Source organism: Streptococcus sp. 27098_8_76 (assembly GCF_041432315.1).
Taxonomy (GTDB): domain Bacteria; phylum Bacillota; class Bacilli; order Lactobacillales; family Streptococcaceae; genus Streptococcus.
Window position 1 is genome coordinate 132907 of sequence record NZ_JAPVZI010000007.1, and the last position, 13675, is coordinate 146581.

12 protein-coding genes and 1 other RNA gene are annotated in these 13675 nt (G+C 40.9%); 6 read left to right on the top strand and 7 right to left on the bottom strand.

Annotated elements, in window-relative coordinates; genetic code table 11:
- Positions 1-2 precede the first annotated feature (2 nt).
- Entirely contained in the window at positions 3-1904 is a 1902-nt protein-coding gene (locus O3636_RS06690; RefSeq protein ID WP_371642320.1) for an ABC-F family ATP-binding cassette domain-containing protein, read from the bottom strand.
- A gap of 153 nt (positions 1905-2057) precedes the next feature.
- Here O3636_RS06690 and O3636_RS06695 point away from each other — a divergent pair, with 153 nt between their 5' ends.
- Positions 2058-3776, top strand: a complete 1719-nt coding sequence (locus O3636_RS06695; RefSeq protein WP_004254235.1) for a phospho-sugar mutase — start codon at positions 2058-2060, stop codon at positions 3774-3776.
- A gap of 111 nt (positions 3777-3887) precedes the next feature.
- Entirely contained in the window at positions 3888-4235 is a 348-nt protein-coding gene (locus O3636_RS06700; RefSeq protein ID WP_033685148.1) for a thiol reductase thioredoxin, read from the top strand.
- Positions 4236-4490: 255 nt separating this feature from the next.
- Here O3636_RS06700 and ssrA read toward each other — a convergent pair.
- The 4 genes from ssrA to O3636_RS06720 all read right to left on the bottom strand — a co-directional run bounded on the left by ssrA (position 4491) and on the right by O3636_RS06720 (position 7705).
- Positions 4491-4838: a transfer-messenger RNA gene (gene ssrA / locus O3636_RS06705) on the bottom strand.
- A 61-nt stretch (positions 4839-4899) separates the two neighbouring features.
- Positions 4900-5535 (bottom strand): SGNH/GDSL hydrolase family protein, encoded by a 636-nt coding sequence (locus O3636_RS06710; protein ID WP_261012202.1) that lies wholly within the window; start codon positions 5533-5535, stop codon positions 4900-4902.
- 1 nt (position 5536) lies between these two features.
- Positions 5537-6364 carry a Cof-type HAD-IIB family hydrolase gene (locus O3636_RS06715; RefSeq protein WP_261012200.1) on the bottom strand — a complete coding sequence of 276 codons (828 nt, stop codon included), beginning with the start codon at positions 6362-6364 and terminating at the stop codon, positions 5537-5539.
- 21 nt (positions 6365-6385) lie between these two features.
- Positions 6386-7705: a CapA family protein gene (locus O3636_RS06720; protein ID WP_023944300.1), complete on the bottom strand. Its 1320-nt coding sequence runs from the start codon at positions 7703-7705 to the stop codon at positions 6386-6388.
- 174 nt (positions 7706-7879) lie between these two features.
- Between O3636_RS06720 and def the strand changes: the two genes are divergently transcribed.
- Together def and rlmB are read left to right on the top strand one after the other, a co-directional pair.
- Positions 7880-8491, top strand: a complete 612-nt coding sequence (gene def, locus O3636_RS06725) for a peptide deformylase (protein ID WP_001272936.1) — start codon at positions 7880-7882, stop codon at positions 8489-8491.
- Between the two features lie 44 nt (positions 8492-8535).
- Positions 8536-9264, top strand: coding sequence for a 23S rRNA (guanosine(2251)-2'-O)-methyltransferase RlmB (rlmB, locus tag O3636_RS06730; RefSeq protein ID WP_138703006.1), 729 nt, complete (start codon positions 8536-8538; stop codon positions 9262-9264).
- Between the two features lie 506 nt (positions 9265-9770).
- Here the strand turns inward: rlmB and htpX are convergent.
- Together htpX and O3636_RS06740 are read right to left on the bottom strand one after the other, a co-directional pair.
- Positions 9771-10670 (bottom strand): zinc metalloprotease HtpX, encoded by a 900-nt coding sequence (gene htpX / locus O3636_RS06735; RefSeq protein WP_000895737.1) that lies wholly within the window; start codon positions 10668-10670, stop codon positions 9771-9773.
- Between the two features lies 1 nt (position 10671).
- The gene (locus O3636_RS06740) at positions 10672-11232 is read right to left on the bottom strand and encodes a LemA family protein (RefSeq protein WP_000219822.1); all 561 of its coding nucleotides are present in this window, start codon (positions 11230-11232) and stop codon (positions 10672-10674) included.
- 93 nt (positions 11233-11325) lie between these two features.
- Here O3636_RS06740 and rsmG point away from each other — a divergent pair, with 93 nt between their 5' ends.
- On the top strand, positions 11326-12039 hold the full coding sequence (gene rsmG / locus O3636_RS06745) for a 16S rRNA (guanine(527)-N(7))-methyltransferase RsmG (protein WP_261055447.1): 714 nt from the start codon (positions 11326-11328) through the stop codon (positions 12037-12039).
- A gap of 204 nt (positions 12040-12243) precedes the next feature.
- Positions 12244-13527, top strand: a complete 1284-nt coding sequence (locus O3636_RS06750; protein ID WP_180947926.1) for a solute carrier family 23 protein — start codon at positions 12244-12246, stop codon at positions 13525-13527.
- Positions 13528-13675 lie beyond the last annotated feature (148 nt).

Sequence of the window (13675 nt, forward strand, 5' to 3'; positions counted from 1 at the left end):
CTTTACACCTGCTCTGATAATTCTTCCCACTCAAGCATGGCTTCTTCCTGACGGTGGCTGATTTTGTCCAGCTCAGCCTGCAATTCCATGAGTTTACCGGCATCGTTTGTTTCCAACATTTGTTCAGAAATAGCTTGGCTTTGACTTTCTAACTCTTCGATTTCAGCTTCTAGATTTTCGATTTGTCGCATGAGTTTGCGAACTTCTTTTTGACTTTCTTTCTGAGCTTGGTAGTCATTAACTGGACTTACTTCTTTTGCTTGATTACTGGTTAAAGCTTCCTCTGTCAGACTGACTTCCATTTCAGCCTTTTTATCGACATAGTAGTCGTAATCTCCCAGATAAAGAGTCGAACCCTTCTCAGACAATTCCAGTACATGAGTTGCCACACGATTGATAAAGTAACGGTCGTGGCTGACAAAGAGCAAGGTCCCATCAAAGTCAATCAAGGCATTTTCCAACACTTCCTTGCTATCAATATCCAAGTGGTTGGTCGGCTCATCCAGAATCAAGAAGTTGTTGTTTTCCATAGACAATTTAGCCAAAAGCAAACGAGCTTTTTCGCCACCAGACAGCATACCAACTGATTTTTTAACATCATCTCCAGAAAAAAGAAAGGCCCCTAGACGATTACGGATTTCAACTTCTGGTGTCAGTTTAAAATCATTCCAAAGCTCATCCAGTACAGTATTACTTGCTGTCAGCTTACTTTGGGTTTGGTCATAGTAACCCACCTCAACATTGGCCCCAAAGCGCTTTTCACCCTTGATAAGAGGAATCTGATCCACAATAGACTTGATAAAGGTTGATTTCCCAATACCATTTGGACCGACGATAGCGACAGCATTCATCTTACGAAGGTCTAAGTTGATAGGCTCGGACAATATTTCCCCATCATAGCCAATAGCTGCATTTTCAACAGTCAAAACAACATTACCCGATGTCTTTTCCGACTGGAAGGTCATGTTGGCTGATTTCTTACCAGCTTCAGGCTTGTCCAAACGCTCCATTTTTTCCAGTTGTTTACGGCGAGATTGGGCACGTTTGGTCGTTGAAGCTCGGACTAGATTGCGATTGACAAAGTCTTCCAGAGCAGCGATCTCCTTCTGCTGCTTTTCATAGTTTTTTGCCTCAGTAGCTAGCTTCTGCTCCTTTAATTCGACAAAACGAGAGTAATTGCCCACATAGCGATCCAAGGAATGCTTAGTCAAATCCAGCGTAATTGTCGCAACCTTGTCCAAGAAATAACGGTCGTGGCTGACAATAATGAGAGCACCGCTATAGTTTACCAAGTAATTCTCTAGCCAGGCAATAGTTTCGATATCCAAGTGGTTTGTTGGCTCGTCCAATACCAAGAGATTGGGCTTTTCAAGAAGCATTTTGGCAAGTGCCAAACGAGTATTTTGACCACCTGAAAGCTCGGCAATTTTCATCTGCCACATAGACTCGTCAAACTTAAATCCATTCAAAATCGCTCGAATATCAGCTTCATAAGTGAAACCACCTGCTTGGCGAAAATTCTCAGATAAGCGGTCGTAATCTGACATCAGCTTATTCAAGTCCTCACCAGACTTTTCACCCATCTCCAGCTCCATCTGACGAAGTTGTTTCTCAGTCCGACTCAAGTCATCAAAGACATAAAGCATTTCATCGTAGATGGTATTTTCAGACTCAAAACGGCTATCTTGGGCTAGATAAGACAGAGAAATATCTTTTTTCTTATTGATTTCTCCACTAGTTGGCTCCTCTTCTCCAACCAAAATCTTCAAAAGAGTAGACTTACCTGCTCCATTTTTCCCAACAAGAGCAATCCTGTCTCGTTCATCAACCTGCAGGTTGATATTATCAAAAAGAACCTCTCCTGCAAAAGAACGTTCAATTTTATTAGCTTGTAAAATAATCATACAAGTAGTATAGCATGTTTCCCAAAGGCATTCAAGACTTGATAAACAGGCATATGTCACTACTTTTCTGAAAATTATGCTACCGTTTTACTAAAACGCTAAAAAGTGCTATAATGTGAACGGTTAAAACAATTTACAAAAAGGAGAATTTTAATGTCTTACCAAGAAAATTACCAGAAATGGGTTGATTTTGCGGAGCTTCCTGACTACCTTCGTCAAGATTTGGAAAATATGGACGAAAAAACAAAGGAAGATGCCTTCTATACAAATCTTGAATTTGGTACTGCAGGTATGCGTGGCTTGATTGGTGCTGGTACAAACCGCATCAACATCTACGTTGTTCGCCAAGCTACTGAAGGTTTGGCTCGTTTGATTGAGTCAAAAGGTGGAAACGAAAAAGAACGTGGTGTCGCAATCGCCTACGATAGCCGTCACTTCTCACCAGAGTTTGCCTTTGAATCTGCGGCAGTTCTTGCTAAACACGGTATCAAATCTTATGTATTTGAAAGCCTTCGTCCAACTCCAGAACTATCATTTGCGGTTCGTCACCTCAACTGTTTCGCAGGTATCATGGTCACAGCTAGCCACAACCCTGCACCATTTAACGGTTACAAGGTTTACGGTGAAGACGGTGGACAAATGCCTCCACACGATGCGGACGCTTTGACTACTTATATCCGTGCAATCGAAAACCCATTTGCAGTTGAAGTTGCTGATGTGGAAGCTGAAAAAGCTTCTGGCTTGATTGAAGTTATCGGCGAAGCTGTTGACGTAGAATACCTTAAAGAGGTTAAGGACGTAAACATCAACCCAGCCTTGATTGAAGAATTTGGTAAAGACATGAAAATTGTCTACACACCACTTCATGGTACTGGTGAAATGTTGGCTCGTCGTGCTCTTGCCCAAGCAGGATTTGACTCTGTTCAAGTTGTTGAAGCGCAAGCAACTGCCGATCCTGACTTCTCAACTGTAAAATCTCCAAACCCAGAAAGCCAAGCAGCCTTTGCCCTTGCTGAAGAACTTGGTCGTCAAGTTGGTGCAGACGTTCTTGTCGCAACTGACCCTGATGCTGACCGTGTTGGTGTTGAAGTTCTTCAAAAAGATGGTAGCTACCTCAACCTATCAGGTAACCAAATCGGTGCTATCATGGCAAAATACATCTTGGAAGCCCACAAAAACGCTGGAACTCTTCCTGAAAATGCCGCTCTCTGCAAATCTATCGTATCAACTGACTTGGTAACGAAGATTGCTGAAAGCTACGGCGCAACTATGTTCAACGTTTTGACAGGTTTCAAATTTATCGCTGAAAAAATTCAAGAATTCGAAGAAAAACACAATCACACTTACATGATGGGATTTGAAGAAAGCTTCGGTTACTTGATTAAACCATTCGTACGTGATAAAGACGCTATCCAAGCTGTTCTTGTCGTTGCTGAACTTGCTGCCTACTACCGTTCACGTGGTTTGACACTTGCTGACGGTATCGAAGAAATCTACAAAGAGTACGGCTACTACGCAGAAAAGACAATCTCTGTTACTCTTTCAGGTGTCGATGGTGCTGAACAAATCAAAGCGATTATGGCTAAATTCCGTAACAATGCTCCAAAAGAATGGAACACAACAGCTATCACTGTCGTAGAAGACTTCAAGGCACAAACTGCTACTGCTGCTGACGGTACTGTTACAAACTTAACAACTCCTCCAAGTGATGTTTTGAAATATACACTTGCTGACGGTTCATGGATTGCCGTTCGCCCTTCAGGGACAGAACCAAAAATCAAGTTCTACATTGCAGTTGTAGGTGAAACCAACGAAGAATCACAAGCTAAGATTGCTAACATCGAAGCAGAAATCAATGCTTTTGTAAAATAAAGACCTATAAAAGATGAGACAAACCAATCTCATCTTTTTTTCGTATCAAATCTAAGCAATTTTAGAAACTTTATGGCATACTAGACATATCAATGAAAGCGAGGTAATCTCATGGAACAATTTTTAGATAACATCAAAGACCTTGAAGTCACTACAGTTGCGCGTGCGCAAGAAGCTCTTGATAAAAAAGAAACTGCAACCTTCTTTATCGGTCGCAAAACTTGCCCTTACTGCCGTAAATTTGCAGGTACATTGGCAGGTGTCGTAGCTGAAACCAAAGCTCACATCTACTTCATCAACAGTGAAGAAGCAAGCCAACTCAATGAGTTGCAAGCATTCCGCTCACGCTACGGAATTCCAACTGTACCAGGATTTGTTCACATTGCGGATGGACAAATCAATGTCCGTTGTGACTCTTCAATGTCAGCACAAGAAATCAAAGAATTTGCAGGATTGTAAAAAATCAGCTAACAAGTTTTAAAATCACAAAAACGCATAATGGAGCCGAAGAACGCTTTGTGAAGTACATAGATTTTTAGGATACTACAAAAATGTTGTATCCTTTTTTGTATCCCTTTTTTAAAAACAGGGTCTGCTTTAGGGTCTGTTTGTGACTCCCTTTTTCTCAAAAGAATGCCAAGGAATACCAAAGAAAAAACAAAAAACGTTGATTTAACAACGTTTTACCAAGGAATGAAAAAGAATGCAAAGGAATAATGGAGCCGGTGGGAGTCGAACCCACGTCCAAACACCTGCCAACATATTTGTCTACAACCATAGGTTATGTATTATTTTAACAGTCCCTCGACACATAACTCAAGCCTAGAAACTGCGAGTCTATCAATCTCTTATCAAGCCACTAGACAAGACTCAATCGTATCTCGCTAATAATAAGACCTGTCATTGAACACGAGCAATCCAAATCGGGTCACGCCTGCTGGTTTTTAGGCAGCTAGAGCGTAAGAAGTGTTATTTTTTGCAGTTATATTTAACTGAGCGTTTACGTCGCCACACGAGTCGCAAAATATGCCTCATAATGCCTGTCGAATCCGTAACGACCCCAAAAGATAATAAAACCATTATACCTTATCTAACTAAAAAATGCAAAAGGGAAATCAACTAACTAAAAAAGATAGTCTTTCAAGGCTTTTGACAAAACCTGATAACCAGCAACACTGAGGTGCAGCCCATCAGTTGTGTAGTCTTTTTTGAGTTGGCCTGCTTGGTCTGTCAAACTATCAAAAACTGGCACAAATTCCACCTGCATATAGGCAGAAGCAAGCTCTTGATAGGCTTGATTCCATTTCTGAATTTTTTCATTTGTGCGGATATAGACTGTCTGCTTGTACTCCTCTCCCTCATTGACTGGCAAAATAGAAAGCAATTTAATCTCAGTCAATGGATAATCGTGAGTAATGGATTGTATGATAGCTTCGAGATTATTGAGAGTCTCATTCACAGGCACATCTTTTCCAATATCGTTCGTCCCAATTAAAAGGACAATTTTATCTACCGCCCCACCGTACAGATGCGCATCCAGATTCTCTAATAACAGTTCTGTCTGATAACCTCGAATGCCTCGATTGACAATCGTCTTCGAAGTTCCAAATAGCTCCTGTATAGGATAATACTCGACAATGGAATCCCCAATAAAAAGAATGTCTGGCTCTACAACAGAAACTTGATTTAGGTGACGATACTTGGTTTGAATTTTACCTTGTTCCTTTAGGAGCCAATTTTCTAATAACTGTACTGCCACTTCATTCTCCTTTTTCTAACCAGTTCTCCAAGACTTGATAAACTCCTCCTTGGCTATTGGCTGGCGCTAGAGCAGTCGCCACAGCTTTGGCCTTGTCATCAGCATTTTCCATCGCATAGGCAATTCCAGCCATTTCAAGCATTTCAACATCATTTTCACTGTCACCAAAAGCCATGATTTGTTGGGGGTTCAAGTCCCAACGCTTGAGTAATTCTTCCAAGCCCCATGCTTTATGAATTCCAGCTTGAAGGATATCAATGCAACCATAGCCACTCGATACAGCCCGAACACGGCCATCAAAGAGGTCATTGATTTCTTCCAAGACCGAACTCAAACGCTCCTCACCAACAACCATACTCATCTTGAGCACACCACCAAAGAGGTCAGAGGTTAATTCGTCCACAAATTGCATCCGTTGGTAGAATTTTTCAATCATTTCTGGAGTCATAAAACTTTCAAGGTCTGTAAAAATCGTACCTTCTTTGACGAAACCACCCTTCATAGCCGTCACAACAAACTGATCCTGACACGCTCGACCCTTGAAATGAGCCAAAGCCTTATCGACAATGGCATCATCCCAAGTCTGTGCCTGAATCAATTCATTGTTTTCAAAAATACGAGCACCATTGGCAACAACCAAAATCACTCGATCCACCAATTGCTCCAGTAGTTGCCTCATGCGGTGAATCTCATTGCCCGTCGCGATGACAAAACGAATACCCCTTTGATCCAACTGATCTAAAATTTTTTCCAAGCGTGGGAGATCCAGCTGGCCTCTAGCATCCAGCAAGGTCCCATCCATATCTGTCGCAATTACCTTAATCGTCATTTACTTCCCTCTGGATTCAAGCTAATCCCACTTCAATCCCACATGTTCGTTCATTTCTTTATAGGCTGTATCAATTCGTTCCTTAGTCGCTTCATCTAATTGGTCACGATGACTGCCACCCTCTATAAAATCTTCCAAGATATAGGTTTGATAATGATATAAAGGATAGCCTTCTGGTGAAAAGGTTCCCTTTGGTGTTCGATTGACCCAAGTAGGATGAGCTTTAGCTGTTCCGATAGTTGTTTTTCCATCCTTCTTCTTAATGGTCACGTCCATGAGAACGCCACGTTCAGTCCACTTAGCATTTTCTACCCCTTGCATGGTCTCAATTCGTTGATTGGAAATGAAGTTCCCCATTGAATAGATAATGAGTTTCTTGTCCCCATCTTTTTCAACAATTTCAGACGGTTCAACTACGTGTGGATGCCCTCCAAAGATAATATCTGCTCCCCAATCAATCATCTTGTGATAAAGAGCCTTTTGCTCTTCAGTCGGTTCTATGCGATACTCAACACCCATTTGTGGCATGATAATGGTGATATCTGCTTCCTTTTCCGCCCGTTCAATTTCAGACTTCATTTTATTTTCATCTAAATCTGAAAGATAGTGATTATAATCCTCTTGAGAAATATTTTGCTCAATTCCATTAAATCCATAAGAATAAGCCAAAAGTGCAACCTTGATACCATTCACTTCCTTAATGACCAGCGGAGCCTGATCACGTGGCTCATGCGTATAAACTCCGATTGGAGTGATTCCAGCTTTCTCAATAATATCGGCCGTTGAAATAACTCCCTCAATTTGCGAATCCAAAATGTGATTATGAGCTAAATCTAGAACATTATAACCTGCATCCTTAATGGCATCCATAACTTCAGCAGGAGCATTAAAGAGAGGATAACCTGCTAAATAATGATCCTTATTAATGGTTCCTTCAAAGTCACCAATAGCTAAGTCTGCTTGCTTAAGCCAAGGAGTAACATACTCAAAATTCTCATGAAAATCATACGTTCCATCATCCTTTTTTGCTGAAAAGTAAAGAATATCATGATAAAGCAAATCACCATGAGCCATAATTCTAGCAGTTTTTTCCTCTTCCTGCTCCTGAGACTTTTTCTTAGTTCCTTCTTGAGAAATAGTATCTCGTTTTTGACTGGTCATAGGCATGCCTTTGAAGCTTTCAAACAACAAAACCAAGCCCATTGATAAAGCAACTGCTAGCAAGAGTACCGCCACAAATCCCTTGTTACTCCACTTACGATAACGTCTAAAAAAGTTAACCAAACCTTTCACAAATCGAAAAACTGGTCCACGTTTATGTCTATCTTGTCTTCTTTGCATCTTCATTCTCCCTACTTTCTAATGCAAGCCTTTTCTTTTTATTATAACACAGATAAGTATTTCTTTCACAATTGAATCGAACCTAAAAGGCATTTTCTATAAAAGCTCGATGCCGTAATGCTTTCAATCCTTGTCATTTTGTGATATCATGTAGAGGTAATGAAAGGAGAGAAAATGTCTGCTATAGAACGTATTACAAAAGCTGCTCACTTAATTGATATGAAAGATATTATCCGCGAGGGGAATCCGACTCTTCGCGCAGTTGCTGAGGAAGTCACTTTTCCCTTGTCTGACCAAGAAATCATTCTTGGCGAAAAGATGATGCAATTCCTCAAACATTCCCAAGATCCTGTCATGGCTGAAAAGATGGGGCTCCGCGGTGGGGTTGGACTTGCTGCTCCTCAGTTGGATATCTCAAAACGCATTATCGCTGTTTTGGTGCCAAATATTGTTGAAGAAGGAGAAACTCCAGAGGAAGCCTACGATTTGCAAGCCATTATGTACAATCCAAAAATCGTCTCTCACTCTGTTCAAGACGCTGCTCTTGGCGAAGGAGAAGGTTGTCTGTCTGTTGACCGCAACGTGCCTGGCTATGTTGTTCGCCATGCCCGCGTTACTGTTGACTACTTTGACAAGGATGGAGAAAAGCACCGTATCAAGCTCAAAGGCTACAACTCCATCGTTGTTCAGCATGAAATTGACCACATTAACGGAATCATGTTTTACGATCGTATCAATGAAAAAGACCCATTTGCAGTTAAAGATGGTTTACTAATTCTAGAATAAAGAAAATCACGTTGCAAGACGGGGTTTTGTGTTATAATAGAGGCATGAAAACAAATGATATTGTCTATGGCGTCCACGCCGTTACCGAAGCCCTCCTTGCAAACACTGGAAACAAACTCTACCTCCAAGAAGATCTCCGAGGTAAGAACGTTGAGAAAGTCAAGGAACTAGCTACAGAAAAGAAGGTATCCATTTCTTGGACTTCAAAAAAATCCCTCTCTGAGATGACTGAAGGTGCTGTCCACCAAGGTTTTGTTCTACGAGTGTCTGAATTTGCCTATAGCGAGCTGAATCACATCCTTGCCAAAACACGCCAAGAAGAAAATCCTTTGCTATTAATTCTGGACGGGTTAACTGATCCTCACAACTTAGGCTCCATCTTAAGAACCGCTGATGCGACCAATGTTTCAGGTGTCATCATTCCCAAGCACCGTGCTGTGGGAGTAACTCCTGTCGTTGCCAAAACGGCCACAGGTGCTATTGAACACGTTCCGATTGCCCGAGTAACCAACCTCAGTCAAACCTTAGATAAACTCAAGGATGAAGGCTTCTGGACCTTTGGAACAGATATGAATGGGACTCCTTGCCACAAGTGGAATACAAAAGGGAAAATTGCCCTCATCATCGGAAATGAAGGAAAAGGCATCTCTAGCAACATCAAAAAACAGGTTGATGAGATGATTACCATTCCGATGAATGGACATGTTCAAAGTCTCAATGCCAGTGTTGCTGCAGCCATTCTCATGTACGAAGTTTTCCGAAATCGCCTATAAAAGAGGCTGGACAAAAACCAGATTCTAAATAAAACCGCTCAGTGATTTCAGTTTTACTCACAATCAAGCTGAAAACAACTGTGTGGTTTTTGAATAGCTGATTTGTAAAATCCATGCTCGTGAAAATGAATTCAAGCTCTACTATGCTGGTCTAGTTGTCTCTAACACACACTCTGAGCACGCCAAAAATATTCTCTAATTTTCGAAAAACGAGATCAGTTGCCATCTTACATTTTGCATAGATGCTAGATTCTTCTTCGATATATCATGTGTTCTGAACGAAGTTTCCTAAAGAAATTCTAATACTCAATGAAAATCAAAGAGCAAACTAGGAAGCTAGCCGTAGGCTGGGCTTAAGTACGGCAAGGTGAAGCTGATGCGGTTTGAAGAGATTTTCGAAGAATATAAGTTGTATCATAACAAATTGATTTCTGAGTTCCTTATATAAGAAAATGAGCATCTCCAACTACGAAAATGCTCATTTTTTAGGATTGTATAGGCACATTTTACATATGTTCTAAACGTTCAATCCGTTCTGAAATCGGTGGGTGGGTATAAAAGAGTTTTTGGAACCCTCCCCCTTTCTTGGGATCATTGATATAAAGTGCACTGCTGGCATCATCGACAGGACGACTCATCGGTTTACTGTTGTCCAACTTACGTAGAGCATTAATCATCCCTTGAGGATTGCGCGTCAACTCGACACTGGAAGCATCAGCTAGGAATTCCCTCTGACGAGAAATAGCTAGTTGTACCAAGGTGGCAGCAAGAGGGGCCAGCACAATAGCCAGTAGAGAAACTACGAGCATAATGATTTCTAAGCCATTTCCATCTCGGTCATCATCACTTCGTCTGCGACCTGCTCCACCCCACCACATCATACGACCTGCCATACTAGAAAGCATAGTGATAGCACTGGCAAGGGCAACGGCAATAGTCGAAATTCTAATATCGTAGTTACGAATATGACTGACTTCATGTCCCATAACAGCTTCTAGTTCTTCACGATTCATAATAGCTAGGAGACCTGAAGTCGCAGCAACCGCCGCATTTTGAGGATTAGAACCTGTCGCAAAGGCATTTAAGGCTGGATCATCAATGATGAAAACACGGGGCATAGGAATCTGAGCCACCATAGCCATATCTTCCACTACATGGTAGAGGTCTGGTGCCATTTGCTCATCAACCTCACGCGCCCCATTCATAGACATGACAATCTCAGTCGATTGAAAAATCATGGACAAGGCATAGATAAAGCCAATAATCAGTGCGATAACCAAACCACCAAGTCCAGATTGCATAAAGAGGTAACCAACCGCATAGCCAACCAGAGCTAAGAGTAGGAAAAATACCAGCAACAAAATCCAGGTTTTTCGTTTATTGCTTGCAATTTGATCAAACAACATCTTAGTCACCTAAACCGCTAAAATCAACTTTAGGAACTGCCTTTTCCTCTTCTGGTGTTTGAAGGAAATCTGCTGCTTTAAATCCAAACATTCCAGCGATAATATTGCTTGGGAAAGTTTCTAATTTTACATTGTAGTTGCTGACAACACTGTTGTAAAGTTGACGAGAGTATGAAATTTTATTTTCTGTGTTTGTCAACTCCTCTTGCAATTTAACAAAGTTGGCACTAGCTTTCAAATCTGGATAGCTTTCTGCAACAGCAAAAATACCTGAAACCTGACGAGTGAGGGCATCACTAGCTTTCATAGCTTCTGCTGGTGAAGTCGCTGCAGCAACTTGATTGCGAAGTTCTGCCACCTTTTCAAGGGTAGAACCTTCATATTTAGCATAACCTTTTACAGTCTCAATCAAGTTTGGCAAGAGATCATTTCGACGTTTCAACTGAACATCAATCTGACTCCAAGCCTCCTTTGTTTGCATACGATTCTTAACCAAACCGTTATAGCTAACAATTACAAAAATAACAATAAGAGCGATAACTCCAAGAATAATCCAAGTCATTATATAAGTCCTTTCTACTTTTAGATTAGTACCAGTATATCAAATTTTTAATGATTGTGGTAAAATAAGATGATACTAAAGAAGGAAATAACTATGAAATCAGAAACATTTTACAACTTGCTTGCCGAGCAAAATATTCCACTTTCGGACCAGCAAAAAAAACAATTTGATCGTTATTTTGAACTCTTGGTCGAGTGGAATGAAAAGATTAATTTAACAGCTATTACGGACAAGGAAGAAGTTTATCTCAAACATTTTTACGATTCGATTGCACCCATTCTTCAAGGTTTGATTCCCAATGAAACTATCAAACTTCTTGACATCGGTGCTGGGGCAGGATTTCCTAGTCTACCAATGAAAATTCTCTATCCTCAGTTAGATGTGACCATCATTGATTCACTCAATAAGCGCATCAACTTCCTCCAACTGTTGGCTCAAGAACTGGATTTAGACAATGTTCATTTCTACCATGGACGTGCCGAAGATTTTGCCCAAGATAAGAACTTCCGTGCTCAATATGATTTTGTAACAGCTCGTGCGGTTGCCCGCATGCAGGTTTTATCTGAATTGACAATTCCTTACCTGCAAGTTGGCGGAAAACTATTGGCACTCAAGGCCAGCAATGCGCCTGAGGAATTATTAGAAGCTAAGAATGCCCTCAACCTCCTTTTTAGTAAGGTCGAAGACAATCTCAGCTACGCTCTACCTAATGGAGATCCGCGCTACATCACAGTAGTAGAAAAGAAAAAAGAAACACCAAATAAATATCCACGTAAGGCTGGCATGCCCAATAAACGCCCGCTTTAATCTTTTTAGTAAAAAAATATTTACAAAGTTTGTAATTTTTGCTATACTATCACAAGCAAAGGTTTTTAATGTCATCCCGTGAGGTGACGAAGACGCAGAAATATTTGAAACTCTTTAAAGTCTAGATTTTAAAGAAGTCTTACTCTGAGGGCCTATTGCTGTAAAATAATGGGCTCTTTTTTGATGCCCAAAAGTGAGGTTTATATGAAACAAGAATCAACTGTTGATTTGTTACTAGACGTTAACCAACGTCCTTCAGCTGGAAAAGGAATTCTCCTTAGCTTCCAACACGTTTTCGCCATGTTCGGTGCAACCATCTTGGTACCCTTGATTTTGGGAATGCCTGTATCTGTTGCCCTTTTTGCTTCAGGTGTTGGAACACTCATCTACATGATTTCAACTGGATTTAAAGTTCCAGTTTATCTAGGTTCTTCATTTGCCTTTATCACAGCTATGTCACTGGCTATGAAAGAAATGGGTGGTGATGTATCTGCTGCCCAAACAGGGGTTATCTTGACTGGTTTGGTCTATGTCCTTGTGGCTGCTGGTGTTCGTTTTGCAGGTACAAAATGGATTGATAAACTCTTACCACCAATCATTATCGGTCCTATGATTATCGTTATCGGTCTAGGACTGGCAGGTTCAGCAGTTACTAACGCTGGACTTGTAGCGGACGGAAATTGGAAAAATGCTCTTGTAGCAGTTGTTACTTTCTTGATTGCTGCCTTTATCAATACAAAGGGAAAAGGCTTCCTACGAATCATTCCATTCCTATTTGCCATTATCGGTGGTTACCTCTTCGCACTAACTCTTGGTTTGGTTGACTTTACACCAGTTCTTCAAGCCAACTGGTTCGAAATTCCTGGTTTCTACTTGCCATTTAGCACTGGTGGTGCCTTTAAAGAATACAATCTTTACTTTGGTCCAGAAACTATTGCCATCTTGCCAATCGCTATCGTAACAATTTCTGAACATATCGGTGACCATACTGTTTTGGGTCAAATCTGTGGCCGCCAATTCTTGAAAGAACCAGGTCTTCACCGTACTCTTCTTGGTGACGGTATCGCAACTTCAGTTTCTGCCTTCCTTGGTGGACCAGCCAATACAACTTATGGAGAAAATACAGGGGTTATCGGTATGACTCGTATCGCTTCTGTCTCAGTTATCCGTAACGCTGCCTTTATCGCAATTGCTCTTAGCTTCCTTGGTAAATTCACTGCTTTGATTTCAACTATTCCAAACTCTGTACTTGGTGGTATGTCAATCCTTCTCTATGGGGTTATCGCCAGCAACGGTTTGAAAGTCTTGATTAAAGAACGTGTTGATTTCGCTCAAATGCGTAACCTAATCATCGCAAGTGCTATGTTGGTCCTTGGACTTGGAGGAGCTATCCTTAAACTCGGTCCAGTTACACTTTCAGGTACTGCCCTATCAGCCATGACAGGAATCATCTTGAACTTGATCTTACCATACGAAAATAAAGACTAAGAGTCTAAATACACCTAATCCACTCAGACAACTGAGTGGATTTTTCGTGTAGCATAATATAGTCAATGGAAACAGGAATAAGACAAAAGAGCCTCAAAAAAAGAGTCTGGGACAAAAAGATTTTGATTTTAGGAATTTTTTATTATAA

Excerpts from the sequence above, each read along its gene's own strand:
- O3636_RS06690 (WP_371642320.1), bottom strand. The coding sequence starts at position 1,904 with ATGATTATTTTACAAGCTAATAAAATTGAACGTTCTTTTGCAGGAGAG.
- O3636_RS06695 (WP_004254235.1), top strand. The coding sequence starts at position 2,058 with ATGTCTTACCAAGAAAATTACCAGAAATGGGTTGATTTTGCGGAGCTT.
- O3636_RS06700 (WP_033685148.1), top strand. The coding sequence starts at position 3,888 with ATGGAACAATTTTTAGATAACATCAAAGACCTTGAAGTCACTACAGTT.
- O3636_RS06715 (WP_261012200.1), bottom strand. The coding sequence starts at position 6,364 with ATGACGATTAAGGTAATTGCGACAGATATGGATGGGACCTTGCTGGAT.
- O3636_RS06720 (WP_023944300.1), bottom strand. The coding sequence starts at position 7,705 with ATGCAAAGAAGACAAGATAGACATAAACGTGGACCAGTTTTTCGATTT.
- def (WP_001272936.1), top strand. The coding sequence starts at position 7,880 with ATGTCTGCTATAGAACGTATTACAAAAGCTGCTCACTTAATTGATATG.
- rlmB (WP_138703006.1), top strand. The coding sequence starts at position 8,536 with ATGAAAACAAATGATATTGTCTATGGCGTCCACGCCGTTACCGAAGCC.
- htpX (WP_000895737.1), bottom strand. The coding sequence starts at position 10,670 with ATGTTGTTTGATCAAATTGCAAGCAATAAACGAAAAACCTGGATTTTG.
- O3636_RS06740 (WP_000219822.1), bottom strand. The coding sequence starts at position 11,232 with ATGACTTGGATTATTCTTGGAGTTATCGCTCTTATTGTTATTTTTGTA.
- rsmG (WP_261055447.1), top strand. The coding sequence starts at position 11,326 with ATGAAATCAGAAACATTTTACAACTTGCTTGCCGAGCAAAATATTCCA.
- O3636_RS06750 (WP_180947926.1), top strand. The coding sequence starts at position 12,244 with ATGAAACAAGAATCAACTGTTGATTTGTTACTAGACGTTAACCAACGT.